Annotated in this window: 22 protein-coding genes and 1 pseudogene; 8 read left to right on the top strand and 15 right to left on the bottom strand. The window is 70.2% G+C overall.

The features are described from left to right. Positions 1-7: 7 nt before the first annotated feature. The gene (locus J3486_RS43355) at positions 8-598 is read right to left on the bottom strand and encodes an NADPH-dependent FMN reductase (protein ID WP_207830622.1); all 591 of its coding nucleotides are present in this window, start codon (positions 596-598) and stop codon (positions 8-10) included. 29 nt (positions 599-627) lie between these two features. Then, the gene (locus J3486_RS43350) at positions 628-2,193 is read right to left on the bottom strand and encodes an MFS transporter (RefSeq protein ID WP_207830619.1); all 1,566 of its coding nucleotides are present in this window, start codon (positions 2,191-2,193) and stop codon (positions 628-630) included. A gap of 143 nt (positions 2,194-2,336) precedes the next feature. On the opposite strand from J3486_RS43350, the gene J3486_RS43345 reads away from it, so the two are divergent. Next, the gene (locus J3486_RS43345) at positions 2,337-3,005 is read left to right on the top strand and encodes a TetR/AcrR family transcriptional regulator (RefSeq protein WP_207830603.1); all 669 of its coding nucleotides are present in this window, start codon (positions 2,337-2,339) and stop codon (positions 3,003-3,005) included. Here J3486_RS43345 and J3486_RS44590 read toward each other — a convergent pair. The 7 genes from J3486_RS44590 to J3486_RS43310 all read right to left on the bottom strand — a co-directional run bounded on the left by J3486_RS44590 (position 3,002) and on the right by J3486_RS43310 (position 11,510). Further along, positions 3,002-4,690 (bottom strand): type IV secretory system conjugative DNA transfer family protein, encoded by a 1,689-nt coding sequence (locus tag J3486_RS44590; RefSeq protein ID WP_229379584.1) that lies wholly within the window; start codon positions 4,688-4,690, stop codon positions 3,002-3,004. The two genes, J3486_RS43345 and J3486_RS44590, sit on opposite strands and share 4 nt — an antisense overlap. Then, a complete protein-coding gene (locus J3486_RS43335; protein ID WP_207830600.1) occupies positions 4,690-6,114 on the bottom strand; it encodes an ATP-binding protein in 1,425 nt (474 codons plus the stop codon). The genes J3486_RS44590 and J3486_RS43335 overlap by 1 nt, the downstream gene beginning before the upstream one ends. A gap of 15 nt (positions 6,115-6,129) precedes the next feature. After that, positions 6,130-7,689: an SCO6880 family protein gene (locus J3486_RS43330; RefSeq protein ID WP_207830597.1), complete on the bottom strand. Its 1,560-nt coding sequence runs from the start codon at positions 7,687-7,689 to the stop codon at positions 6,130-6,132. Beyond that, the gene (locus tag J3486_RS43325) at positions 7,686-9,053 is read right to left on the bottom strand and encodes a hypothetical protein (RefSeq protein WP_207830594.1); all 1,368 of its coding nucleotides are present in this window, start codon (positions 9,051-9,053) and stop codon (positions 7,686-7,688) included. The genes J3486_RS43330 and J3486_RS43325 overlap by 4 nt, the downstream gene beginning before the upstream one ends. Beyond that, entirely contained in the window at positions 9,043-9,858 is an 816-nt protein-coding gene (locus tag J3486_RS43320) for a hypothetical protein (RefSeq protein ID WP_207830591.1), read from the bottom strand. The genes J3486_RS43325 and J3486_RS43320 overlap by 11 nt, the downstream gene beginning before the upstream one ends. 214 nt (positions 9,859-10,072) lie before the next feature. Then, complete coding sequence (locus J3486_RS43315) at positions 10,073-10,381, bottom strand: hypothetical protein (RefSeq protein WP_018527881.1); 309 nt, start codon at positions 10,379-10,381, stop codon at positions 10,073-10,075. Between the two features lie 256 nt (positions 10,382-10,637). Continuing rightward, positions 10,638-11,510, bottom strand: coding sequence for a metallophosphoesterase (locus J3486_RS43310; protein ID WP_207830588.1), 873 nt, complete (start codon positions 11,508-11,510; stop codon positions 10,638-10,640). Between the two features lie 186 nt (positions 11,511-11,696). Between J3486_RS43310 and J3486_RS43305 the strand changes: the two genes are divergently transcribed. From J3486_RS43305 to J3486_RS43295, 3 genes are all read left to right on the top strand, one after another. Next, a complete protein-coding gene (locus J3486_RS43305) occupies positions 11,697-12,425 on the top strand; it encodes a DUF4232 domain-containing protein (RefSeq protein ID WP_207830584.1) in 729 nt (242 codons plus the stop codon). A 70-nt stretch (positions 12,426-12,495) separates the two neighbouring features. Next, positions 12,496-13,506 carry a bifunctional lytic transglycosylase/C40 family peptidase gene (locus tag J3486_RS43300; protein ID WP_207830671.1) on the top strand — a complete coding sequence of 337 codons (1,011 nt, stop codon included), beginning with the start codon at positions 12,496-12,498 and terminating at the stop codon, positions 13,504-13,506. Between the two features lie 194 nt (positions 13,507-13,700). Next, a complete protein-coding gene (locus J3486_RS43295; RefSeq protein WP_207830581.1) occupies positions 13,701-14,426 on the top strand; it encodes a phosphatase PAP2 family protein in 726 nt (241 codons plus the stop codon). A gap of 15 nt (positions 14,427-14,441) precedes the next feature. Here the strand turns inward: J3486_RS43295 and J3486_RS43290 are convergent, their stop codons facing one another. Further along, entirely contained in the window at positions 14,442-16,013 is a 1,572-nt protein-coding gene (locus tag J3486_RS43290) for an FAD-binding oxidoreductase (protein ID WP_207830565.1), read from the bottom strand. A gap of 371 nt (positions 16,014-16,384) precedes the next feature. On the opposite strand from J3486_RS43290, the gene J3486_RS43285 reads away from it, so the two are divergent. Both J3486_RS43285 and J3486_RS43280 read left to right on the top strand, forming a co-directional pair. Then, positions 16,385-17,233, top strand: a complete 849-nt coding sequence (locus J3486_RS43285) for a hypothetical protein (protein WP_207830562.1) — start codon at positions 16,385-16,387, stop codon at positions 17,231-17,233. A gap of 108 nt (positions 17,234-17,341) precedes the next feature. Then, positions 17,342-17,536: a hypothetical protein gene (locus tag J3486_RS43280; RefSeq protein ID WP_207830668.1), complete on the top strand. Its 195-nt coding sequence runs from the start codon at positions 17,342-17,344 to the stop codon at positions 17,534-17,536. A gap of 73 nt (positions 17,537-17,609) precedes the next feature. Here the strand turns inward: J3486_RS43280 and J3486_RS43275 are convergent, their stop codons facing one another. Continuing rightward, positions 17,610-17,966: a metal-sensitive transcriptional regulator gene (locus J3486_RS43275; protein ID WP_229379580.1), complete on the bottom strand. Its 357-nt coding sequence runs from the start codon at positions 17,964-17,966 to the stop codon at positions 17,610-17,612. A gap of 197 nt (positions 17,967-18,163) precedes the next feature. On the opposite strand from J3486_RS43275, the gene J3486_RS43270 reads away from it, so the two are divergent. Next, positions 18,164-18,784, top strand: coding sequence for a DUF47 domain-containing protein (locus tag J3486_RS43270; protein ID WP_207830559.1), 621 nt, complete (start codon positions 18,164-18,166; stop codon positions 18,782-18,784). 9 nt (positions 18,785-18,793) lie between these two features. Then, positions 18,794-19,792, top strand: a complete 999-nt coding sequence (locus J3486_RS43265; RefSeq protein ID WP_207830556.1) for an inorganic phosphate transporter — start codon at positions 18,794-18,796, stop codon at positions 19,790-19,792. Positions 19,793-19,925: 133 nt separating this feature from the next. Here J3486_RS43265 and pstB read toward each other — a convergent pair whose 3' ends face one another. From pstB to J3486_RS43245, 4 genes and pseudogenes are all read right to left on the bottom strand, one after another. Beyond that, positions 19,926-20,702, bottom strand: a complete 777-nt coding sequence (gene pstB / locus J3486_RS43260; protein ID WP_207830553.1) for a phosphate ABC transporter ATP-binding protein PstB — start codon at positions 20,700-20,702, stop codon at positions 19,926-19,928. Between the two features lie 68 nt (positions 20,703-20,770). Further along, entirely contained in the window at positions 20,771-21,835 is a 1,065-nt protein-coding gene (gene pstA, locus J3486_RS43255; protein WP_207830550.1) for a phosphate ABC transporter permease PstA, read from the bottom strand. Further along, complete coding sequence (gene pstC, locus J3486_RS43250) at positions 21,832-22,839, bottom strand: phosphate ABC transporter permease subunit PstC (RefSeq protein ID WP_207830547.1); 1,008 nt, start codon at positions 22,837-22,839, stop codon at positions 21,832-21,834. Before pstC ends, pstA begins: the two co-directional genes overlap by 4 nt. A gap of 118 nt (positions 22,840-22,957) precedes the next feature. After that, positions 22,958-23,209, bottom strand: a pseudogene (locus J3486_RS43245) (phosphate ABC transporter substrate-binding protein PstS); the annotation flags it as partial.

Genomic DNA, 23,209 nt, shown 5'->3' with positions numbered 1-23,209 from the left:
ACGCCCGTCAGTTGTACGGGCGTTCGGCGCGGGCCGTGCGCAGGGCGTGCGCCCACCAGTCCAGCTGGTCGAGCAGCACCTTGGCGGCGCCGGACGCGCCCTCGGGGTCGTGCGCCGGGCCGTCCTGCGCGAAGTGGTCGGGGGTCACGCGGTGGAAGCTGACACCGTCGCGGACCGTGACGCAGTGCAGCTCGGCGAAGACCAGGCGGAGCTGTTCCACCGCGCGCAGGCCGCCGGAGACACCGCCGTACGAGACGAAGCCGACGGGCTTGGCCGCCCACTCCCACTTGTGCAGGTCGATGAAGTGCTTCAGGTGGGCCGGGAAGCTGTGGTTGTACTCGGGGGTGACGATCACGAAGGCGTCGGCCTCGTGCAGGCGGGCCGCCAACTCGGCCTCGTGCTCGGCGTGTTCGTGGCCCCAGCCGGGGTGCGCGTCGGGCAGGTCCAGGTCGGCCACGTCGATGAAGTCGAAGTGGGTCCCGGGGGCGTGGGCCTCGGTCTGGGCCTTGAACCAGGTGCCGACCGTGGGGGCGAGGCGGCCGTCGCGGGTGGAGCCGATGACGACGGCTACGCGAAGGGGGCTGGTGGTGGTCGTCATGTCAGGGTTCTCCTTGGTGGTGTGGCCGGTCAGCGGGTTGTACCGGGCGATGCTTGAGAAGTGCTCGACGATGCTTGGGAAGTGCTCTGGGCCGGGGGCTGTGCCCACCCGTTCCTCCGTGCGGAACGCCTGCCCCCAGCAGGTGACAGAAGGCGGTTGGTCGCCAGGGCCAGGGCCGTCGTCAGGGCCGTCACGGACCACAGCGTCACTCGCCACGCCGCCGTGAACTCCGCCGCGTGGCCGCCCGCGCCCGCCGTCACCCGGGCCGCCGCCCCGGCCGATCCGACGCGGGACTCGACCGACGCCAGCAGGATCGCGCCGAAGACCGTGAGCATGACCGCGCCGGTGCCGCCGCGGACCGTGTTGAGGAAGCCGGAGGCCATGCCGACCTCGGACGGCGCGACCATCGACAGGGCCTGGGCGTCGATGATGCCGATGGATAGGCCCTGGCCGGTGCCGATCGTGAGCAGCGGGCCCGCGAGTCCGGCCACGGAGATGCCGGGGTGGAGCGTGGTCAGCCAGGCGTTGCCGGCCGCGATCAGGAGCAGGGACAGGACGAGGATGTGGCGGGCCGGGACGCCCCGGTTGACCAGGCGGGCGCCGAGCGGCGGCAGCGCCAGGACCGGGACCGTCATCAGGAGCAGCGTCAGTCCTGCCGCGCGGGCCGAGGTGCCGTTCGCGCCCTGGAGGTAGGTGGGCAGGAAGGTCAGGGCGCCGGTGGTGCCCGCGCCGAGCCCGAAGGCGCCGACGGTCCAGCCGAGGAAGGCGGGGTTGCGGGTGAGGCGCAGATCCAGGATCGGGCGGCCCGAGCCGCTGCGGGCGAGCCGCTGTTCCACCCGGACGAAGGTGATCAGCAGGGCCGAGGCGAGCGTCGCGGGGAGCAGCGCCTGTGCCGAGGCCCACCCCGCCTTCGAGCCCTGCGTGACGGCGAACAGGGCCAGCGCGAGACCCGCGATGAACGTCGCCGCGCCCGTCTTGTCGACCCGCGGCCGTACGTCGGCCCGGGACTCGCTCATCAGGCGGGTGCCGATGAGGATGACGGTGCCCACCACCACGTACGACAGGAAGGTGGCGCGCCAGCCGAGGGCGTCGACCAGCCAGCCGGAGAACGTCGGGCCGAAGGCCAGGCCGAGCCCCGCCGTGGTGCCGAGCGAGGCGAAGACGCGGGTGCGGGCGGTGCCGGTGAAGGTCGCGGCGAGCAGCGAGCCGCCGGACGCCATCACGCCCGCCGCGCCGACGCCGGAGAGGATCCGGGCCGCGTCCAGGAACAGGATGTTCCGCGCGAAGGCGGAGGCCAGGGTGGCGGCGGTGTAGAGCGCGGCGCCCGCCGTGAGGATCCGGCGGCGGCCGTACAGATCGCCGAGCGAGCCGGCGACCAGCATGAACGAGGAGGCGGCGAGGAAGTAGCCGACGACCACCCACTGCAGTGTCGTGCCGGAGGCGTCGAGGTCGGTGCCGATGCGCGGGAGCGCGACCGTGGTGCCGGACATCGCCATCGGGAGCGTGAGCATGCCGAGCAGGACGACGAGGAGGGTGAGGGTGGGGCGGCTGCCGCCGACTTCGCGGGCCGCCGATCCCCGGGGTTCGGTTGCCATGCCGGTAAAGTACAACGGTGGTTGTATGAAGTGCAACGGTCGTTGTACCTAGGTCTCCGGGCCTAGGCGGGACGTGGCCCGGCCGGTGAGACCTAGGTCCGGCGGGGCACGGCCTAGGCTGGACGTGAGCGGAGGAGAGCCGGATGGCAGCAGGGCAGGGGCAGGAGCGGGGGGCCGCGCCGCGCAAGGGCACCGTCGAGAAGCGGCAGGCGCTGCTGCGCGGCGCGCGCACGGTGTTCGGGCGCGAGGGGTACGCGCGGGCGGGCATCGACGAGATCGCCGCCGAGGCCGGCGTCTCGACGCGGACGCTCTACAACCACTTCGGCGGCAAGGAGAACCTCTTCCGTGAGGCCCTGCTGGACAGCGCCGCGGCCGTCACCTCCGCCCATGTCGCCCTGCTGGAGCGGCACTTGGCCAAGGTGACCGACATCGGCGACGACCTGCGCGCCCTCGCGCGGGAGTGGATGGGACGGCGCGGCGAGCACGGGGACCACATACTGCTCGTCCGGCAGATCATCGCCGAGGGCGCCCATCTGCCCGGCGACGTCATCCAGGAGTGGCAGGCGACCGGGCCGCGGGCCGTGCACGAGGCCGTGCGGGCCGCGTTCGAGGCCCTCGGCGAGCAGGGGGTGCTCGCGGTCGACGGCACCAACTCCACCGAGGCGGCACGGTACTTCACCCTGCTGATCGCGGGCTCCGTCACCGTGGACACGTTCTTCGGGGTCGTGCCGATGGGCGACGAGGAGGTCGACGCCCGGGTGGAGAGCGGTGTACGGACCTTCTTGAAGCTGTACGCCGTCAACCCGGATTAGCCGAGCGGGAGTTCGGCCTCCGGCCAGCGGGTGCGGCCCTGTTCCCGGGACCGGAGCAGGGCCAGGGTCTCCAGTCCCCGGTCCGCTCCGGTGGCCAGCAGCTCCGGCAGTTGGGGAAGCGGAGCCACGGCCGCGACGTCGTCCAGGACGAGCGTCATTGGTGGGTCGAGCCGGCCGGCGGGTGACCTTTCGGCCATGCGGCGGCCGCGCTCGACCACGCTCGATGCGAGGGCCGTCAGAAGGGGCATCGCACCCGGATTTCCCTTGGGGTCCTCGATGGGTTCACCCACCACATAAAGGGTGCCCCCTTCGGAGATGAAGGAATCCAGGGTCAGCGCGTCACTTCGGTTCGGGGTGCAGGACTCGCGGATGTGCACCGAGAAGAGCGAGGACAGGGCTCTGGACGTCAACTCCTGTGCCATGTCCCGGCGTTCGGGGTGCCCGGTGAGGGCCGCTTCGAGTTCGCCCGCGGCGCCGGAGGCCGCCTTCGGGTGCGTGCGGAGGATGCGGACGGCCTCCTGCACCTGGCTGCCCTGGGCCCAGCGGTGGACGTGGCGGAACGGTTTGCCGTCGACCGCGGCCGCCTGGAGGTAGCTGCGCAGGAGGATGCCCGCGGTCTCGGCGAGGGCCGAGTCGAGCTTGGCCGTGGGCCTTATCGGGGCGAGCAGGGCCGTGGCGCGCTCGGCCGCCGTCGTACGGTCCTCGCAGCCCGCCGCCGGGTTCCAGTGCAGGCGGGCCGGGGTGTCGCACAGGTGCGCGGGGTCGTAGAGGAGGACCGGGCCCAGTTTGGCGCGGGCGTCCTTGGTCTCCTGCCAGACCTGGGGGGCCGAGGTGATGACCAGGGCCGGGCCCGCCGCCTCCCGGATGGCCTCGATCGCCAGGGGGTGGCGGTCGGTCGGAGGGCCGAGGCGGAGGGGGGTGGAGCGGGGGTGCGGGACGGTGGGGATCCCCGGGACGGTGGGGATCCCCGGGGTGGTGGAGGTCCCCAGGGTGGTGGGGATCCCCGGGGTGGTGGAGGTCCCCAGGGTGGCGGGGATCCCCGGGGTGGTGGAGGTCTCCGGGGTGGCGGGGATCCCCGGGGTGGTGGAGGTCTCCGGGGTGGTGGGGATCTCCCGGGCGGTGGGGGGTTCGGGTTGTGGGGACGGTGAGGGTGGGGGTGTGGCCGGGGTGGCCGATGGGGTCGCCCCCACCGCCCCCACCGCCCCTTCCCGTGCCGAAACCGGGGGCTGCGCCCCCGGGTCTCCATGGGTTCGTTCGTACGCGCGGGATTCGTTGTGGTTGCTCGCGCCGCTCCCCGCGCCCCTTCGGGGCGCTGATCTCCGTACCGCTCGCCATCTCGCCAGCGTGCCCGCCGCGAACACCGTCAGTACCACCAGCACCATCAACTGGCCGATGAACAGGCCCCAGAACAGGCCGTACCCCGACAGCTGGTCCGCCGGTGTCTGCGGCCAGGCGCCCGCGATGTCGTGCGGCTGTCCGATCAAGTGGCGCATGGCCAGCGGCGTATGGCCGAACGTCACCTCGTCCGGCCAGGCGCCCTTCGCGAACCGGCCGGCCAGGCCGGTCGCCGACCAGACCAGGATCGTCATGCCCAGCAGGAACGCCAGCACCCCGATCAGCAGGCCGTCGGGGATGCCGCGTTCGCGCTGCGGGGGATACGGGCGGTCGTAGGGGTCCCTGCGCATCAGGCCACCGTGGACTCGGACTCGGAGGCGTCACTGAGCCGCTGCTCGACGAAGGCCGCCGCCCGCTCCTCCGCCTCCAGTTCGGCGGCGCGCAGGGCATCGTCGTCGTCCAGGAAGTCGCTCGACGACTCGGTCATCGCGCGGTCCGTGAAGACGAGGGGGCGCTCGGTCTCGGTGACGAGGTGTTTGACCACCTGGACGTTGCCGTTGACGTCCCAGACCGCGATGCCCGGGGTGAGCGTCGGGATGATCTCGACCGCCCAGCGCGGCAGGCCGAGCACCCGGCCGGTGGCCCGTGCCTCGTCCGCCTTCTGCGCGTAGATCGTCCGGGTCGAGGCCATCTTCAGGATCGCCGCCGCCTCCTTGGCCGCCGCGCCGTCCACCACGTCGGACAGATGGTGGACCACCGCCACGAAGGACAGGCCGAGCCGTCGCCCGAACTTCAGCAGCCGCTGGAACAGCTGGGCCACGAAGGGGCTGTTGATGATGTGCCACGCCTCTTCGACCAGGAAGATGCGCTTCTTGCGGTCCGGGCGGATCCAGGTGTGCTCCAGCCACACGCCCACGATCGCCATCAGGATCGGCATGGCGATCGAGTTGCGGTCGATGTGCGAGAGGTCGAAGACGATCAGCGGGGCGTCCAGGTCGATGCCGACCGTCGTCGGGCCGTCGAACATGCCGCGCAGGTCACCGTCGACGAGCCGGTCCAGGACCAGCGCGACGTCGAGGCCCCACGCCCGCACGTCCTCTATGGCGACGTTCATCGCCTCGGCCGATTCGGGCTCCGGATGGCGCAGTTGCTCGACGATGTCGGTGAGGACGGGCTGCCGCTCGACGATGGTCTCGTTGACATAGGCGTGCGCGACCTTCAGCGCGAAGCCGGACCGCTCGTCGAGGCCGTGCCCCATCGCGACCTCGATGATCGTGCGGAGCAGCGCGAGCTGCCCCGTCGTGGTGATCGCGGGGTCGAGCGGGTTGAGCCGGATCCCCATGTCCAGGGCGGCCGTCGGGTCGAGCCGGATGGGAGTTATCCCCAGCTCCTGCGCGATGAGGTTCCATTCGCCGACGCCGTCCTCGCCCTGCGCGTCAAGGACCACGACCTGCCGGTCGCGGAACCTCAACTGCCGGAGCACGTACGTCTTCTCCAGCGCCGACTTGCCGTTCCCGGACTCGCCGAGGACCAGCCAGTGCGGGGCCGGGAGCTGCTGTCCGTACAGCTGGAACGGGTCGTAGATGTAGCCCTTGCCGGAGTACACCTCGCGCCCGATGATCACGCCCGAGTCGCCGAGTCCGGGCGCGGCCGTCGGCAGATAGACCGCCTGTGCCTGACCGGTCGACGTACGCACGGGCAGCCGGGTCGTCTCCACCTTTCCGAACAGGAAGGAAGTGAAGGCGTCCGTGAGCATCGACAACGGATCCCGCATGAGCGCGCTCTCCCTCTACCGTCGGATGCCGGTGGCGAACGGCAAGGTGTTCACGAACGCCCGGTGGTGCTCGCGGTCGCACCACTCCAGTTTCAGATACGACTTACCGGCGGATGCACGGATCGTGCGCTTGTCGCGGGCGAGCGCGTCCGGGTTGCGGGACGAGACGGTGATGTACCCGACGAGGTTCACCCCGGCCGCGCCACTGGCGAGGTCCTCGCCGCGCTGGTCGAGGCGGCCGTGGGCGGCGATGTCGCGGGGGTCGACGGTCCGGTTCATCTTGGCGGCGCGGGACGCCTCCGCCTCGTCGTTCGTCTTCTCGGTCAGCATCCGCTCGATGGCGACCTCGGTGGGTTCGAGGTCCATCGTGACGGCGACGGTCCGGATCACGTCGGGGGTGTGGACGAGCAGCGGCGCGAGGAAGTTGACGCCGACGGGCGTCATCGGCCACTCCTTGACCCAGGCGGTGGCGTGGCACCAGGGCGCCCGCGTCGACGACTCGCGCGTCTTCGCCTGGAGGTAGGTGGGCTCCATCGCGTCCAGCTCGGCGGGCCAGGCATTACGTTTCGTCATCGCCTGGATGTGGTCGATGGGGTGGTCCGGGTCGTACATGGAGTGGATGAGCGAAGCGAGTCGCCCCTGCCCCAGCGGCTGCCGCACCCGGATGTCGGCTTCCTGGAGCCGGGAGCAGATGTCGGTCAGCTCACGGGCCATGACGACGGCGAGCCCGGCGTCCCGGTCGACCTTCTTGCCGGCCTTCGGGCGGGAGGCGCGCGCCATCGCGTTGGCCTCGGCGGCGAGCTCGCGCGTGTAGTGCATACAGGCCACCAGGTAGGCCCGGTGCTGCTCACTGCTGGTCGACACCATCGACTGCAGCTGGTCGTACGAGTCCTGCAGCCATCCCAGGGAGCGGTCGTCACCGCGTACGGCGACGTCCTTGGCGTGGGCGTCGGGATCGGCGGGGAGGGTGCGGGCGAGCATCTGCAGCCGGGTGACGAAACCGTCCCCGTTGGCCACGTGCTTGAGCAGCGTCCCGAACCGGTCGACCAGCGCCTCCTGGTCCTCGGAGTCGCGCAGTCCGACGCCGGGGCCCTCGATCTCGATGGCGGCGGTGACGGTCCGCCGGTCCGCGTGCAGCAGCACGGCGATCTCGTCCGGGCCGAACGGGGCGGCGAGCCACGTGAGCCGGCCGATCCCGGGCGGCGGCCCGATCTCGATCTCCCGCCCGTCCATCCGCGTACCCGCCTCGATGGCGCGCGAGCGGTACGTGGTGCCGCGCTTGAGCTGCCGCTTGTAACTCCGGTTGATCTCGAACCACTTGTAGAAGGTGCGGTTCTTGTAGGGGACGTAGACCGCCGCCAGGGCGATCAGCGGGAAGCCCATGAGGAGCACGATGCGCAGGGACAGTACGGGGACGAGCAGTCCGCACATCATGCCGAGGAAAGCGCCCGCGATGATCAGGAAGAGCTCTCCCGACTCGCGGTTCCTGCCGACGATCGCGTTCGGCCGGGCGCGGCCGATCAGATATGTGCGGCGGGGCGTGACCGGAGGGGACACGTGGGACTGGGTCGTCAACGCCCTGCACCTCCTTGCCGGTTGCCGTTGTTGCTGATGTTGCTGATGTTGCCGGTGTTGCCGGTGTTACCCCCGCGGCTGGTGGCGTGCGGGGTGTTCGTGGGGCTCGTGCGGGGCGGGGGTGCGGCGGAGGGGACAGTTCCGCCGCCGCCCCCTGACGCGGCCGGGCGCGAACTGTGCGCGGCCACACCGCCGGACGCGGGGTTGGACGGGCGGGCCTGGGACGTGCCGCCGCTGTTTCCTGAACCCCCGCTGTCCGCGCGGGCGCTGTGGGTCTTGATGCCCTGGGACACGAGGGCCGCGGGCGAGGAGATGACGGCCGCGGCCTTGCCCTCCGCGCCCTGCATGATGCGGTTCTTGCGGACGTTCGCCATCTCGTCGCCGAAGCCCGGGACGAAGCGGTAGATCATGCCGCTCGCGAAGATGGCGAGCAGGATGATGGCGAGCCCGGAGACGACGGCGGCGAGCGAGTCGGGCCCGTCGCCGCTGGAGGAGAGCGCGCCGGCGAGTCCGAGCACGATCACGATGACCGGCTTCACCAGGATCACGGCGACCATGATCCCGACCCAGCGGCGGACGTGCCCCCACAGGTTCTTGTCGACCAGCCCCGAGTACACGACGACGCCGAGCAGCGCGCCCACGTACAGCAGGACGGCCCGCAGATACAGCTCCAGGTAGAGCACGCCGGCCGCGAGGATCGACACCAGCGACACCACGATCAGCATGATCGGGCCGCCGCCGATGCTGTCGCCCTTCTTCAGCGCCTCGGAGAACGTGCCGAAGAACGTGTCCGTCTGGTTGCCGGTCGCCTTGGCCAGCACGTCGGTGACGCCGTCGGACGCCGATACGACCGTGTACAGGATCAGCGGTGTGAAGGCCGAGGCCAGCACGGTCAGCCAGAGGAATCCGACGGCTTCCGAGATCGCCGTGCTCAGCGGCACGCCGCGCACGGCCCGCTTGGCCACGGCGAGCAGCCACAGCAGCAGCGTCAGGATCGTCGAGGCGGCGAACACCACGGCGTACTGCTGCAGGAACTTCTCGTTGGTGAAGTCGACCTGGGCGGTCTTCTGCACGGCGTTGCTGAGCTGGTCGACGGTCCAGGACGCGGCGTCGGCACAGCCCTTGGCGAGGCTGGAGAGGGGGTCGAGGGGGTTGGTGGAACCGTCGGTGGGGCCGCCGGTCGAGCTGCCGGTGGTGCCGCCGGTGCCTTTGTTGTCGCGTTGGCAGTACTGCTTGGCGGGCCCCACGATGAGGTCGCAGTTGTCCTCGGGCGCCGCGAAGGCTCGGGCCGAGAAGAGGACCACCGCGGTCTGTACGGCGACGGCGGCGCCGGTGAACTTGAGGGCGAGGCGGCTACCGGGCATAGGTGAACCCTCCGTACTCCTCGACGGCCTTGCTGATCTCGTCGGTCGAGGAGACCTTGTTGTCCCCGTTGACGGGTGTGGGGCCGTCCTTCTGGGAGAAGCTCTCGACCTTCCAGTCGCCGTCCACCCAGCGCAGCTTGAGGGTCAGGGTGAACCAGTCGTTGGTCACTGGGTTCGTCGAGCTCTGTCCGGCCGTGCCGAAGGCACCGGTGCACCAGACCTCGGCGGTCGTCGTGCTGTCGGAGTAGCCGGACGTCTTGGTGCCGACCGGCACGGTGCGCGACACGTAGGTCTGGCCGGAGGCCGCGTTCCCGTTCGCATCCAGGCCGATCTTGGCCAGGAAGTCCTTCGAGTACGCCTTGTCGAAGCGGGACTGCAGCGCGGCGACCTTGTCGGGGACGAACAGCCGGTTCAGGATGCCGGCCCGGTCGGCAGGCTTGAGCATGTCGGCGGATACCAGCTGAACCGCAAAATTGGCGGCAGCCGACTGCGCCCCCTGCTCGTCGTGTGCGAACCCGGAACTCACCGGCTTGGTGCCGGTCGGGGCCGTGGGGGAGGCCGCGGGGTCCGACCCCGAGGCGCCCTTACCGCCGGACGCGGAGTCATCGTCCCCGCCACGGTTCGCGAACGCGATGGCCGCGATCAGCAGGACCACGACCCCGACCACGGTGACCAGCGAGCGGGAGGACGAACGGCCCGGTCTGCGCCCGCCCCCGTACCCGTCGGAGCCCTCGGGGAGCCGCGTCCTGGTCTGGCCGGTGCCGCCGTAGAGGTCGTCGTCACCTTGCCGGCCGTCGAGACTCATTCCGCGAACGCCCCCTCAACCTCATGCTGAACCGCCGCATACGCCATCGCCAAATATGACGGTAGCCGTGCTGGTTCCCGCGCGGGCGCGGTGTGGTGACTCGACATCAGGGAGACGCAACCTCAGCCGGTGGGCACGACGGGACAAGTGGGACAGGGGTTAAGAAGAGGTAACCGGACAGGGCCGCACCGAAACTGACGATGCGTGAGTCGGGCTAGACGGCCATGCCGTACACGATGGTGAACAGGGTGCCGAGCGACCCGATGATGAAGACGCCGGTCAGGCCCGCGATGATCAGGCCCTTGCCCTGCTCGGCACTGAAGGTGTCGCGCAGCGCCGTGGCCCCGATCCGTTGCTTGGCCGCGCCCCAGATCGCGATACCGAGGCAGAGCAGGATGGCCACGGCCATCACCACCTCGATCATCACCCGTGCCTCGTTGCCCAGGCTCCCGAACGGGCCCCAGTCCGGGGCGATCCCGCCGATGATGGTCGTGATGTCGCCTTTTTCGGCTGCCAGCAGCATGTGTAACTCACCGCCCCAAGTGGGTAGTTCTGTCGCCCCCGCCGCAGCGCAGAGGTCAGGCCCATTCTTCCTCAGAACGACGCGCATGCCTGCCGACTTGGCGCCATTCCTTGGCCGAGATTCTGTGTAGTTCTCACGTTCCTGTGGTGCGCGGGATGCCGGTGGGACGGATCCGTATACGAAGAAACGTAAGGTCACTCTGTGTATCACGTGTGATTACGTGGAGCAATGAACGGCTGACGGGCCGTCGGGGCGGTCAGGGCCGTTGTGGCGGGCCGAGCCGGGTGATGACCCGGCGCATGGTTGCCTCGTCGGCCTCGTGGAACGTCTGGCCCATCCGCGGATGCCGGGCGTGCAGGGTGTGGATCAGGGGGCCGTAGGGGGAGTCGAAGGAGATCAGTGAGGCCGACGGGCCGTGCACCGCGCGCTCGGTGCCGGGGCGGGCCGTCATGTCGACGCGGTTGAGGACGCCCGGGGTGACCCAGACCGTGGCCTGTTCCAGCCGCGCCGTGATCTGCAGGTGGAAGTGGCCGCACAGGACGAGCCCGACGTCGGTGCCGCGGATCGCGTCGGCCAGCTCGGCCGGGTTCTGCAGGCCCAGGGCCCGCTGGGCGTCGACGTCCAGGGCGACCGGCGGATGGTGGAAGGCCAGGACGGTGCCCGACGGCGCCGGGGTGGCCAGCAGGCCGCGCAGCCACGCGAGCTGGCCGCCGTCCAGGTGGCCGTAGCCCTTGCCCGGCACGAGCGTGTCCAGGGTGATCAGCCGGCGGCCGCCGAGGGTGCTCGCCGCCGCCCGCTCGCCCGCCGGCCCCTCGTACACCGCGTCCGGCGCGCCGTGGCCGCTGCCGAGGACGTCGCGGAACGCCGCGCGGTCGTCGTGGTTGCCCGTCGTGTAGAAGACCTGCGCGCCGCGCCGGGCGGCGTAGTCGGAGAGGAGTCCGTGGATCCGCGTGTAGGCCGGGCGGGAGCCGTCGTCCGCGACGTCGCCGGTGACGACGAGCGCGTCGAGGCCGTCCAGGTGGCGCAGCTCGTCCAGCAGGAGGCGGAGCGCCGCCGTGCCGTCGGCCCGCCCGCCGTCGGAGGTGCCCGTCGCGTCGAGATGGGTGTCCGAGAGATGCAGGATGCGCATCGTCCGAACGTAGCCGCCGCGTCAACCCCGCGGCTCGCCGTGGCCGTTGGGCCCGGCGGCACGCTGTTACGCGGCTGTCGCAATCCACGCCGAACCAATGGTGCGGTGATCTCCTCTTGTCGTGTGCAGGCTGCAACCAGGCACGTACGCCCACGAAGGCCGACCCACAACGGAGGAACCTCCCGCATGAACGCCAAGCTCACCCGCATGTCCCGCGCCGCCGCAGCCGTGGCCGCCACCGCGGTGCTCGCGCTCACCGCCACCGCCTGCGGCGGCTCCGACGACAAGGCGGACACGTCGAGCTCGTCGGGCCCGGCGTCCGGTTCGGCCTCCAACTCCGCCACCGAGAGCACGGGTTCGCAGGGCAGCGCCTCCTCCCAGGCGTCCGCCGACAGCGGCAAGAGCGGGGGCACCGCCGTCACCTCGCCGTCGCCCAGGGGTGCCGGGCAGGCCGTCGCCGCCAAGAGCGCCTGCACCAACGCCGAACTGAAGCCGTCGATCGTGCACGGCACGGACGCGGACCCGGACGGCAAGGCCGATCAGACCCAGGCGCAGCTGCTCTTCACCAACGTCGGCAAGCGGACCTGCACCGTGCAGGGGCACCCGGGCGTCGACCTGGTCAACGCCAAGGGGGAGACCTGGAACGTGGCGTGGCAGAAGCAGACCGCCGAGAAGGTCACGCTCAAGCCGGGCGTCGCGACGATGGCGCAGCTCACCTTCCTGCCGATCAGCCCGTCGTCCACGGCCCCCGACCAGCAGCCGTTCCTGCCCGTCACCGTGAAGGTCACCCCGCCCGACACCACCGCCACCGCCTCGCTCGCCTGGCCGTGGCAGGACATCGCCGTGCTGCGCCAGGACAGCGCGACGCACCCCGGCACCTTCATCAGCACGGTCAACGGCACCGCCAGTTCCTGACCCTTCTGCCAGGGGCCCCCGCCTACACTGAGGCCTCGGTGGACTCCCGGGCGGCGAAGGGCGGTTGACGGTGCGTAAGGCGTGGATCGTCGCGGGATCGGCCGTCGCGGGGGGAACCGGCTTCGTGACGCTGCTCGTCGTGGGGACCTACATGGCCGCCGGAAGCCTCGCCGGCGGGGTCGGGCAGGGCGCCGTCGGACTCGCGAAGGGCTCGGTGCCGGCCGCCTACCAGTCGATCGTGCAGCAGTGGGGCAATCTCTGTCCCGCCATCAATCCGGCGCTGCTCGCGGCCCAGCTCTACCAGGAGAGCGGGTTCAACCCGAACGCGAAGTCGCCCGCGAAGGCGTACGGCATCGCGCAGTTCATCGAGGGGACCTGGGCCGCGCACGGGGTGGACGGGGACGGCGACGGGGACAGGGACATCTGGGACCCCCGTGACGCCATCCCGTCGGCCGCCTCGTACGACTGCAAGCTCGCCTCGTACGTGAAGGACGTGCCGGGCGACGTCACGAAGAACATGCTCGCCTCGTACAACGCGGGCGCGTACGCGGTCATCAAGTACAAGGGCGTACCGCCCTACCGCGAGACCCAGAACTACGTGAAGACCATCACGACCCTGGAGAAGAGCTTCGCGCGGCCGGTCGGGCGGGTGCAGCCGTCGCAGCAGGCCGCGGGCGCCATCTACTACGCACAGAAGAAGCTCGGCACCGAGTACCTGTGGGGCGGGAACGGGACGGCGGACCAGAACGGCCGCTTCGACTGCTCCGGACTGACCAAGGCGGCGTACGAGAGCGTGGGGATCGCGCTGCCGCGTGTCGCCAACGACCAGTACAACGCCGGGCCGCACCCGAAGCGGGACGAGCTGCTCCCCGGCGACCTGGTGTTCTTCTCCGACGACCTCACCAACAGCCGGGCCATCCGGCACGTGGGTATCTACGTCGGAGGGGGGTACATGATCGACGCGCCGAGACCGGGGGCCGTCATCAGGTTCGACCCCGTCGACACCCCCGACTACTTCGGCGCGACGCGGGTGACGGAGGATGGCGCGAAAGCGTTGCCCAGCGCCTCACCGGAAGTGTGACGTGGCCGGAACTCTCCGTTAACCCCTGGCTCTGAGCTGCGGGTTTGTGTCTCTCTTCGATAACGTCTGCGTGATCATTCGGTGGAGCGTGGAACGTTGGGAGTGAGGCTGTGCGTTCCTCTTGCTGAGCCGAACAAAGACCACGGGGGTGGCCGACGCCGGTAGTACGCAGATGATGAAGGGGCCGCTGAGCTATGGCTGGACTCGAGGCACTCGCAGCACTCGAGACTTCCGGGTCGAACCCTGACGTCACGCTGCTCTACGACATCAACGGCCTGGCCGAGGACGCGCCGGGCTGGTTCGACCGGACCATGGAGTTCGTCGGCGAGTACGGGATCCTGCTCGGGCTCGTCCTCGTGGTGCTCTGGTGCTGGTGGGGCGCGCGCAGGCGGGACACCCTCGACGACGCGGCCTCCTCGGTCGCCGCCGTCGTGTGGGCGCCGCTGGCCGCCGCCGTCGCCGTGCTGGTGAACGTGCCGATCAGGGGATTCGTCGAGCGGCCGCGGCCGTTCCGGGACCACGAGGGGCTCAAGGTCCTGGTCGACGGGAAGAACGACTTCTCGTTCGTGAGCGACCACGCCACCCTGGCCATGGCCATCGGCGCCGCCCTCTTCGTCGCCCACCGCAGGCTGGGCCTCGCGGCGATCGGGCTCGCCGTCCTCGAAGGGTTCTGCCGGGTCTTCATGGGCGTGCACTACCCGACCGACGTCATCGGCGGATTCGCGCTCGGCACCGCCGTGGCGCTGCTGCTCTCCCCGCTCGCGACGGCGCTGATCACTCCGGTGGCGCGGGCCGTCGGGCGCTCCGGCCGGCTGTCCTGGCTGGTGTGGGCGCCGCGCAGGACGCCCGCGCCCGCGGCGGCCGTGGAGATCCCCGAGGCGCGCGGCGGCTCGGACGAGGAGCGGGACCTCGCGGCCTAGCGACGGCCCGGAGGGCTACAGGGCCTGCGGGAACGAGAAGAAGCCCGACGGGTCGTACTCCTTCTTCAGCTGCGTCAGACGGTCCGCCGCGTCCCCGTAGTACGCCTGCTTCCACCTGCTCAGGGTCGGGTCCGTGTAGTTCTGGTACGCCGCCCCGGACGCGTACGGACGCATCGCGTCGTGCGCCCCTTTCAGCCAGTTCTGAGCCGTCGTGCCGGAGGTGCCGGCGCGCCAGCTCACGATGTACTGCGCGAGCATCCGCGAGCGGCGGTGGACGAACGCCGTCGCCGTCGGGTCGACCCGGTTGACCGCGCCGCCGAGCGCCGTCAGGGCGACCGAACCCGCGCCCGCCGACACCGACTCCAGCTGTTTGAGGAGCGTGGCGACCCCCGCGTCCGACAGATTCCGGTCGAAGAAGTCCGAGCGCGCGGCGTACGTCTCGCGCTGCAGCGCGCCCTGCGGGGAGCGGCCCGGCGTGGCGCCCGGCAGATGGCACTGGGCGTCGGCGGAGAAGGCGGAGCAGCCGGCGTAGATCTCCATCGCCTCCTCGTACGCGTGCCGCTTGAGGGAGACCGAGGAGGCGGGGCCGGGGCCGCCGGGCCCGTCGGCGAGCCGGTCGACCGCGTTCTGCAGCTCCGTGTACGTGCCGATCGAGAACGCCGAGATGTTGATCGTCGGGTTGCCGCCCGCCGCGTTCGCCACGTGCAGCGCCGACCAGATCTCGTCGGGCTGGTCGGGGCCCCACTTCTGCCACGCCTTGAGTACCGTCGCCGCCTTCGACCAGGGCCAGGACAGGTACGCCGACACGGCCTGCGGCGCCGCGTGGGTCTTGAAGCGCAGCTCGGTGACGACCCCGAACTGGCCGTTGCCCGCGCCGCGCAGCGCCCAGAACAAATCCTTGTTCGTCGAGGCGTCGGCGGTCAGCTCCTTGCCGTCCGCCGTGATCAGCGTGGCCCCGGTGAGGCTGTCGCAGGTCAGTCCGTAGGCCCGGGAGACCACGCCGTGGCCGCCGCCGAGCGTCAGCCCCGAGACACCGACCGTGGGGCAGGAGCCCGCGGGGATCGTGACGCCCTTGGCCGCGAGCGCCCGGTAGACGTCGATGAGCTTGGCCCCGGCGCCGATCACCGCCGTGCCGCCCGAGGCGCGCACCGACTTCATGCGGGACACGTCGAGGATCAGCCGGCCGTCGCCCGACGACCAGCCCGCGTACGAGTGGCCGCCATTGCGGATCGCGACCGGGACCTTGCGGGCGCGGGCGTACGCCAGCGTCGTACGGATGTCGTCGGGGCCCGCGACATAGGCGACCGCCGTCGGCTTCAGGGTGTCGAAGCGGGTGTTGTAGAGCTGGTGCGCCGCCGCCCACTGCGCCTGGCCGGGCCGCACCAGGGAACCGTCGAGATCCTTGGCGAGCGCGTCCAGATCCGCCGCCGCCCGCACCGGCGTGGAGGCGCTCGCGCTGGTGGAGCGCACCGGGTCCGACGAGGAGGCGGACGCGGCAGGGGAGCCGCCGTCCGATGAGCACGCCGAGGCCGTCGCCGTCGTCGTGAGTGCGGCCGCCGAAGCCGCTATGAAGGTGCGTCGCCTCATGGCCATGTCCGTTACGCCTCCCGTAGCCCCCGGGGAACGAGACGTGAAGCGGGAGCTGTGGGTTCCCTGTACCCGTCAGACGGAGTTGACGTGTTCTTCTGCGTCCGAACGGGCCTTGCTGCGCGCCCTTCTGGCCGGTCCGCGCCAGCCGCAGGTGCAGCGGGCGAGACAGAATCTGCCCTGTTCGGCCACGGTTGTCGCGTGGTCCGTGTGCCGCTGTTCCTGCCGTTGCCGATCCACGGCGTCACCGTAGCGGTGTTGTGTGAACGGTTCTGTAAACCCCCCGTTCGCGTGACGGGCGACCCTACTCGTCGTTAACCGGACGACATGGGGCCGCACGACCCACGGACAGGCTTGGGGGTAGACAAGCGATGGTGGTGCAGCAGCACGGGGGCCCGGTGAGGAGAGCGGCGGCGACGGCCGCCGCCCTGGCGGGCGTCGTGGCGGGTGCGGCCGGCTGCGGCGGTGGCGCCGAGGCCGGGGACCGGGGTGGTGATCCGGCCAAGGCCGTGCACGACGCCCCCGACCGGCTGATCCGCGAGGGCAGTTCTCAGGCGCGTACATCGATGCAGATGGCCAGCGGCGGCACGCGGGTCACGATCCGCGGCGAGGGCGTCTACGACTACCGGGACGGGCTCGGGCAGCTCCGGGTGCGCCTGCCGCAGGACGCGGCCGGCACCCAGGAGCACCGGCCGATCACCGAACTCCTCGCGCCCGGCGCCCTCTACATGAAGAACCGGGGCGCGGGCGTGCCCGCCGACAAGTGGGTGCGGGTCGACACCGCGGGCCTGAACGACGGGAATCTGGTCACCGGCGGCGCGACCGATCCGCTGGCCGCCGCCGAGCTGCTGCGGGGCGCGCGCGAGGTGACGTACGTGGGCGAGAGCGATGTCGCCGGGGTGCCGACCCGGCACTACAAGGGGCGCATCGACCTCGGCGTCGCCGCGAAGGCCGCGACCGCGGGGAACCAGAAGGCGCTGGCTGCCGCGGCGAAAGGGTTCGGCAGTTCACCGGTGCCGTTCGACGTGTACCTCGACGACGAGGGTCTGATCCGCAAGATCACCCACCGGTTCCGCTTCGCCGAGAAGCCGGCGGGCGCGACGAAGAAGCGGAACGTGGACGTCGCGTCGACGACACTGCTGTTCGGGTTCGGGAAGCCCGCTGAGGTCCGACTCCCGGACAAGAGGGACGTCTTCGCGGGGAAGGTGGCCGAGCAGTAGGGGCCCGGTGGGGGGCCGGAAATGGTTCTTCCGTGCCATGCGCCGGGCGTGAACGGCTGCCTACTCTAGGAAGCCGACTCCATGAAGTCGGCAACCGCGGAAGGGGTGATGCGCGTGGCTCCGGTGGGCGGTACGGCGGTTCAGGACCACGTGGCCCTCGCCGAGATCGAGCTCTGCGGTGAGCTGATCATCGCGGCCTCCGCCGTCTCCGATGCACGGCTCAGCGCGGACCGGATCGACGAGGTGCTGCGGGTCGCCGAAGCGTGGCCCGACGGTCCGGACGACCCGTACGAGCAGTACTGACAAGTGCTGACAGCACTGACGGGTGTGACGGCCCAGGCCGGCACACCCGTCAGGTGTCGTTGCGCCGTCGCGGTCAGGTGCGCAGCAGGCGGGCGATGGCCTTCGTGGCCTCCTCGACCTTGGCGTCGACCTCGTCGCCGCCCTTGAGCGCGGCGTCCGCGACGCAGTGCCGCAGGTGCTCCTCCAGGAGCTGGAGCGCGAAGGACTGCAGGGCCTTGGTGGAGGCCGAGACCTGCGTGAGTATGTCGATGCAGTAGACGTCCTCGTCCACCATCCGCTGCAGGCCGCGGATCTGGCCCTCGATCCGGCGCAGCCGCTTGAGGTGCTCGTCCTTCTGGTGGTGGTAGCCGTGGATGCCGCGGTCGTGGTCGGTCACGATCTCGGCCGTGACCTCGGCCGTGGTGTCGGCTTGTGTGGCGTCCGTCGTCATCGCGTCCGTCCTCCCGTTGCTCCATATACCCCCGGTGGGTATATGGTACCCGATTTGCCGCGCCTCTGACGGGTACGCGGCACCCAGTGCTGATCACTGTGCCTGATGGGCGACACTGGAGGAACGCCGGTTAGCCGTGGCCGGATGATGCGCCTAGCATCAGCCTGACCGAATCCAGAGCACCCCGAGGACCCCACGTGCGCTTTCGTCTGACCCCCAGGGAGACGAGCTTCTACGACATGTTCGCCGCATCCGCGGACAACATCGTCACGGGCTCGAAGCTCCTGATGGAACTGCTCGGGGCGGATTCCTCCGCCCGAGCCGAGATCGCGGAGCGGATGCGGGCAGCCGAACACGCCGGTGACGACGCCACCCACGCGATCTTCCACCAGCTGAACTCCTCGTTCATCACGCCGTTCGACCGCGAGGACATCTACAACCTCGCGTCGTCCCTCGACGACATCATGGACTTCATGGAGGAGGCCGTCGACCTGGTCGTCCTGTACCAGGTCGAGGAACTCCCCAAGGGCGTGGAGCAGCAGATCGAGGTGCTGGCCCGGGCGGCGGAGCTGACCGCCGAGGCCATGCCGAACCTGCGCACCATGGCCAACCTCACCGAGTACTGGATCGAGGTCAACCGCCTGGAGAACCAGGCCGACCAGATCCACCGCAAGCTGCTCGCGACGCTCTTCAACGGCAAGTACGACGCCATCGAGGTGCTGAAGCTCAAGCAGATCGTCGATGTGCTGGAAGAGGCGGCCGACGCCTTCGAGCACGTGGCCAACACGGTGGAGACCATCGCCGTGAAGGAGTCCTGAGGCCGGCTCATGGACACCTTTACGCTGATCGTGACCATCGGTGTCGCGCTCGGATTCACGTACACGAACGGCTTTCACGACTCCGCGAACGCCATCGCCACATCCGTCTCCACGCGGGCGCTGACGCCCCGCGCGGCGCTCGCGATGGCCGCCGTCATGAACCTCGCCGGTGCCTTCCTCGGCAGCGGCGTCGCCAAGACGGTGAGTGAGGGGATCATCGCGACCCCCGAGGGCCAGAAGGGCATGGGCATTCTCTTCTCCGCCCTCGCCGGTGCCATCGTGTGGAACCTGATCACCTGGTACTTCGGGCTGCCCTCGTCGTCCTCGCACGCGCTGTTCGGCGGCATGGTCGGCGCGGCGCTCGCGGGCGGCACCACCGTCTACTGGTCCGGGGTGTGGGAGAAGATCGTCGTCCCGATGTTCACGTCGCCGGTGATCGGTCTGATCGTCGGTTACCTCGTGATGTGCATCATCATGTGGCTCTTCCGGCGGGCCAACCCGCACAAGGCCAAGCGCGGCTTCCGGATCGCGCAGACGGTGTCCGCGGCCGGCATGGCGCTCGGCCACGGTCTGCAGGACGCGCAGAAGACGATGGGCATCGTGGTGATGGCGCTCGTCATCTCCGGCCACGAGGACTACAACGACCCGATCCCGGTCTGGGTCAAGATCGTCTGTGCCGTGATGCTGTCGCTCGGCACGTACGCCGGTGGCTGGCGCATCATGCGCACGCTCGGCCGCAAGATCATCGAGCTGGACCCGCCGCAGGGTTTCGCGGCGGAGACCACGGGTGCCTCGATCATGTTCGGCTCGGCGTTCCTGTTCCACGCGCCGATCTCCACGACGCACGTCATCACCTCGGCGATCATGGGCGTCGGCGCCACCAAGCGGGTCAACGCCGTGCGGTGGGGCGTCGCCAAGAACATCATCCTGGGCTGGTTCATCACCATGCCGGCCGCGGCGGTGGTCGCCGCCGCGTCCTACGGGGTCGTCTATCTGGCCTTCGGCTAGGCCCGGTCAGGGGCCCGCGCCCCTGACGATCGAAGCCCCGCCCTCCTTGTGGAGGGCGGGGCTTCTCTCTGTCCTCGTGGCGGCACCGCCATGCAGCGCCACGAGGGGTCGGGGGGAGGAGGAGTCGGGGCGCCTAGCCGAAGCGGCCCGAGATGTAGTCCTCCGTGGCCTGGACCGACGGGTTGGAGAAGATGCGCTCCGTCTCGTCGATCTCTATGAGCTTGCCGGGCTGGCCGACCGCCGCCAGGTTGAAGAACGCGGTGCGGTCCGAGACGCGGGCCGCCTGCTGCATGTTGTGCGTCACGATGACGATCGTGAACCGGGACTTCAGCTCGCCGATCAGGTCCTCGATGGCGAGGGTCGAGATCGGGTCGAGGGCGGAGCAGGGCTCGTCCATCAGCAGGACCTGGGGCTCGACCGCGATGGCGCGGGCGATGCACAGCCGCTGCTGCTGACCGCCGGAGAGGCCGGAGCCGGGCTTGTTCAGGCGGTCCTTGACCTCGTTCCAGAGGTTGGCGCCCTTGAGGGACTTCTCGACGACGTCGGCGAGCTCGGACTTCTTGTAGCTGCCGTTGAGCTTCAGGCCCGCCGCCACGTTGTCGAAGATCGACATCGTGGGGAACGGGTTGGGGCGCTGGAAGACCATGCCGACGGTGCGGCGCACGGCGACCGGGTCGACCGCGGAGCCGTACAGGTCCTCGTCGTCGAGGAGGACCTTGCCCTCGACGCGGCCGCCGGGGGTGACCTCGTGCATGCGGTTGAGGGTGCGCAGGAACGTCGACTTGCCGCAGCCGGAGGGGCCGATGAAGGCCGTCACCGAGCGGGGCTCGACGGTCATGGAGATGTCTTCGATCGCCTTGTGGGCACCGTAGTAGGCGGTCAGGCCGCTTACGTCGATTCGCTTGGCCATGGGTTCAGTTCACTTCCGATTACGTCGCTACGTATGGCCCCGCCCGGCGGAGCCGGATATTGGACGCCTTAGCGACCGGAGGTCGGGGCCTTCCAGCGGGCGATGCCGCGGGCCACGAGGTTGAGGATCATGATGAAGGCGATCAGCACCAGGGCCGCGGCCCAGGCGCGGTCGTACGCCGCCTGGCTGCCGCCGCTGCTCGCGTACTGCTGGTAGATGTACAGCGGCAGCGAGGCCTGCGGGCCGTCGAACGGGTTGGTGTTGATCAGCGGGTTGCCGAAGACCAGGAGCAGCACCGGGGCCGTCTCGCCGGCGATACGGGCGACGGCCAGCATCACACCGGTCGTGATGCCGCCGATCGACGTCGGCAGGACCACCTTCAGGATCGTGCGCCACTTCGGGACACCGAGGGCGAGGGACGCCTCGCGCAGCTCGTTCGGGACGAGCTTGAGCATCTCCTCGGTGGAGCGGACGACGACCGGGATCATCAGGATCGACAGGGCCATCGAGCCGGCGAAGCCGGAGAAGCCGAAGCCGAGGATCAGGATCCAGAAGGAGAGAACGAAGAGGCCGGCGACGATGGACGGGATGCCCGTCATGACGTCGACGAAGAACGTGACGGCCTTCGCGAGCTTGCCGCGGCCGTACTCGACCAGGTAGATCGCCGTGAGCAGACCGATCGGCACCGAGATCAGAGTGGCCAGGCCGACCTGCTCCAGGGTGCCGAGGATGGCGTGGTAGATGCCGCCGCCGGTCTCGTAGCTGGTGACGAAGCCCATCGAGTGGGTCAGGAAGTACGGGTCGAGGACCTTGATGCCGCGCTTGACCGTCTCGTAGACGAGGGAGGCGAGCGGGACCACGGCCAGGATGAACGCGACCCAGACGATGCTGGTCGCGACCCGGTCCTTGGCCTGGCGCCGGCCTTCGACCTTCGTGGCGATGCCATACGTGGCGAGGACGAAGAGCAGCGCGGCGATCAGGCCCCACTGGAGGTGGCTGTCGAGTCCGCCGCCGAGTCCGATGGCGCAGCCCGCGGCCACCGAGCCGATCGCGATGGCCCAGGGGGACCAGCGGGGCAGGCGTGCGGCGCTCAGGGAGTTCGGGCGCTTCGCAGGTACGGTCGCGTGGCTCATGCGTTGGCCCCCGAGTACTCCTTGCGGCGGGCGATGATCAGCCGGGCGGCGCCGTTGACCAGCAGGGTGATGACGAAGAGGACCAGACCCGAGGCGATCAGGGCGTCACGGCCCTGGTCGTTGGCCTCGGAGAACTTCGCGGCGATGTTCTGCGCGAACGTGCCGCCGCCCGGGTCGAGCAGGCTGGCGTGGATCAGGAAGTCGGGGGAGAGGACCGTGGCGACGGCCATCGTCTCGCCGAGCGCGCGGCCGAGGCCGAGCATCGACGCGGAGATCACGCCGGAGCGGCCGAAGGGGATCACCGACATGCGGATGACCTCCCAGCGGGTGGCGCCGAGGGCGAGGGCCGCCTCCTGGTGCATCTGCGGGGCCTGCCGGAACACCTCGCGGGAGACGTTCGTGATGATCGGCAGGATCATGATCGCCAGCAGGATGCCGACGGTGAGCAGGGTGCGCGGGGCGCCGCCCTGCCAGGCGAAGATGCCGGTCCAGCCGAAGTAGTCGTCGAGCCAGCCGAACAGGCCCTCCATGTGCGGCACCAGGAAGAGGGCGCCCCACAGGCCGTACACGATGGACGGCACGGCGGCCAGCAGGTCGATGACGTAGGCGATGGGGCCGCCCAGCTTCTTCGGCGCGTAGTGCGTGATGAACAGCGCGATGCCGACGGAGACCGGGACCGCGATCAGCATGGCGATGATCGAGGTGACGATGGTGCCGAAGGCGAGGACGGCGATGCCGAAGACGGGCGGGGTCGCGGTCGCGTTCCACTCGAAGGTGGTGAGGAAGTTGCCCTCGTTCTTCGAGAGGACCAGCGAGGCTCGGTAGGTCAGGAAGACCGCGATCGCGGCCATGATCACCAGCAGCAGGATGCCCGAGCCGCGCGAGAGACCGAGGAAGATCCGGTCACCGGGGCGGGTGGCGCCGCGCGTGGCGCGCTTCTGCTGGGCGGGTGTCGGGCGATCTGCGGGCGCCGGTGGCGCGGATGGTTGCGTGGTTATGTCCATGGGATTCTCCGGTCTGCGAAGTCCCCCACCCGATGCGGGAGTTGCGGGACTTCTGGCGGCGGTGCACCGGACGGTGCGGGTCGGCCGGGGCGGTGGCCCGGACGACCCGCACACTGGGTCAGCTGATGCTCGCGACGGCCTTCTGGACCTTCGCGTTGATCTCGGCCGGGATCGGGGCGTAGCCCAGAGCGGCGAGCGCGTCCTGGCCGTCCTTCGAGGCCGTGTAGGTCAGGAAGGACTTGGTGGCGGCGAGGGTGTCCGACTTGTTGCCCTTGTCGCAGACGATCTCGTACGTGACCAGGGTGATCGGGTAGGCGCCGTCGGCCTTGGTCGCGTAGTTCAGCTCCAGGGCGAGGTCGTTGCCCGTGCC

Origin of the sequence: Streptomyces sp. VRA16 Mangrove soil (genome assembly GCF_017377775.1) — a bacterium.
In the GTDB taxonomy this organism is placed as follows: domain Bacteria; phylum Actinomycetota; class Actinomycetes; order Streptomycetales; family Streptomycetaceae; genus Streptomyces.
Note: the sequence above shows the minus strand (reverse complement) of the source record. Positions and strands in the feature narration are given on the sequence as shown.

Bases quoted from the DNA above. Each gene is read 5' to 3' on its own strand.
- J3486_RS43355 (WP_207830622.1), bottom strand. From the start codon at position 598: ATGACGACCACCACCAGCCCCCTTCGCGTAGCCGTCGTCATCGGCTCC.
- J3486_RS43350 (WP_207830619.1), bottom strand. From the start codon at position 2,193: ATGGCAACCGAACCCCGGGGATCGGCGGCCCGCGAAGTCGGCGGCAGC.
- J3486_RS43345 (WP_207830603.1), top strand. From the start codon at position 2,337: ATGGCAGCAGGGCAGGGGCAGGAGCGGGGGGCCGCGCCGCGCAAGGGC.
- J3486_RS44590 (WP_229379584.1), bottom strand. From the start codon at position 4,690: ATGCGCAGGGACCCCTACGACCGCCCGTATCCCCCGCAGCGCGAACGC.
- J3486_RS43335 (WP_207830600.1), bottom strand. From the start codon at position 6,114: ATGCGGGATCCGTTGTCGATGCTCACGGACGCCTTCACTTCCTTCCTG.
- J3486_RS43325 (WP_207830594.1), bottom strand. From the start codon at position 9,053: ATGCCCGGTAGCCGCCTCGCCCTCAAGTTCACCGGCGCCGCCGTCGCC.
- J3486_RS43320 (WP_207830591.1), bottom strand. From the start codon at position 9,858: ATGAGTCTCGACGGCCGGCAAGGTGACGACGACCTCTACGGCGGCACC.
- J3486_RS43315 (WP_018527881.1), bottom strand. From the start codon at position 10,381: ATGCTGCTGGCAGCCGAAAAAGGCGACATCACGACCATCATCGGCGGG.
- J3486_RS43310 (WP_207830588.1), bottom strand. From the start codon at position 11,510: ATGCGCATCCTGCATCTCTCGGACACCCATCTCGACGCGACGGGCACC.
- J3486_RS43305 (WP_207830584.1), top strand. From the start codon at position 11,697: ATGAACGCCAAGCTCACCCGCATGTCCCGCGCCGCCGCAGCCGTGGCC.
- J3486_RS43295 (WP_207830581.1), top strand. From the start codon at position 13,701: ATGGCTGGACTCGAGGCACTCGCAGCACTCGAGACTTCCGGGTCGAAC.
- J3486_RS43290 (WP_207830565.1), bottom strand. From the start codon at position 16,013: ATGAGGCGACGCACCTTCATAGCGGCTTCGGCGGCCGCACTCACGACG.
- J3486_RS43285 (WP_207830562.1), top strand. From the start codon at position 16,385: ATGGTGGTGCAGCAGCACGGGGGCCCGGTGAGGAGAGCGGCGGCGACG.
- J3486_RS43280 (WP_207830668.1), top strand. From the start codon at position 17,342: ATGCGCGTGGCTCCGGTGGGCGGTACGGCGGTTCAGGACCACGTGGCC.
- J3486_RS43275 (WP_229379580.1), bottom strand. From the start codon at position 17,966: ATGACGACGGACGCCACACAAGCCGACACCACGGCCGAGGTCACGGCC.
- J3486_RS43265 (WP_207830556.1), top strand. From the start codon at position 18,794: ATGGACACCTTTACGCTGATCGTGACCATCGGTGTCGCGCTCGGATTC.
- pstB (WP_207830553.1), bottom strand. From the start codon at position 20,702: ATGGCCAAGCGAATCGACGTAAGCGGCCTGACCGCCTACTACGGTGCC.
- pstA (WP_207830550.1), bottom strand. From the start codon at position 21,835: ATGAGCCACGCGACCGTACCTGCGAAGCGCCCGAACTCCCTGAGCGCC.
- pstC (WP_207830547.1), bottom strand. From the start codon at position 22,839: ATGGACATAACCACGCAACCATCCGCGCCACCGGCGCCCGCAGATCGC.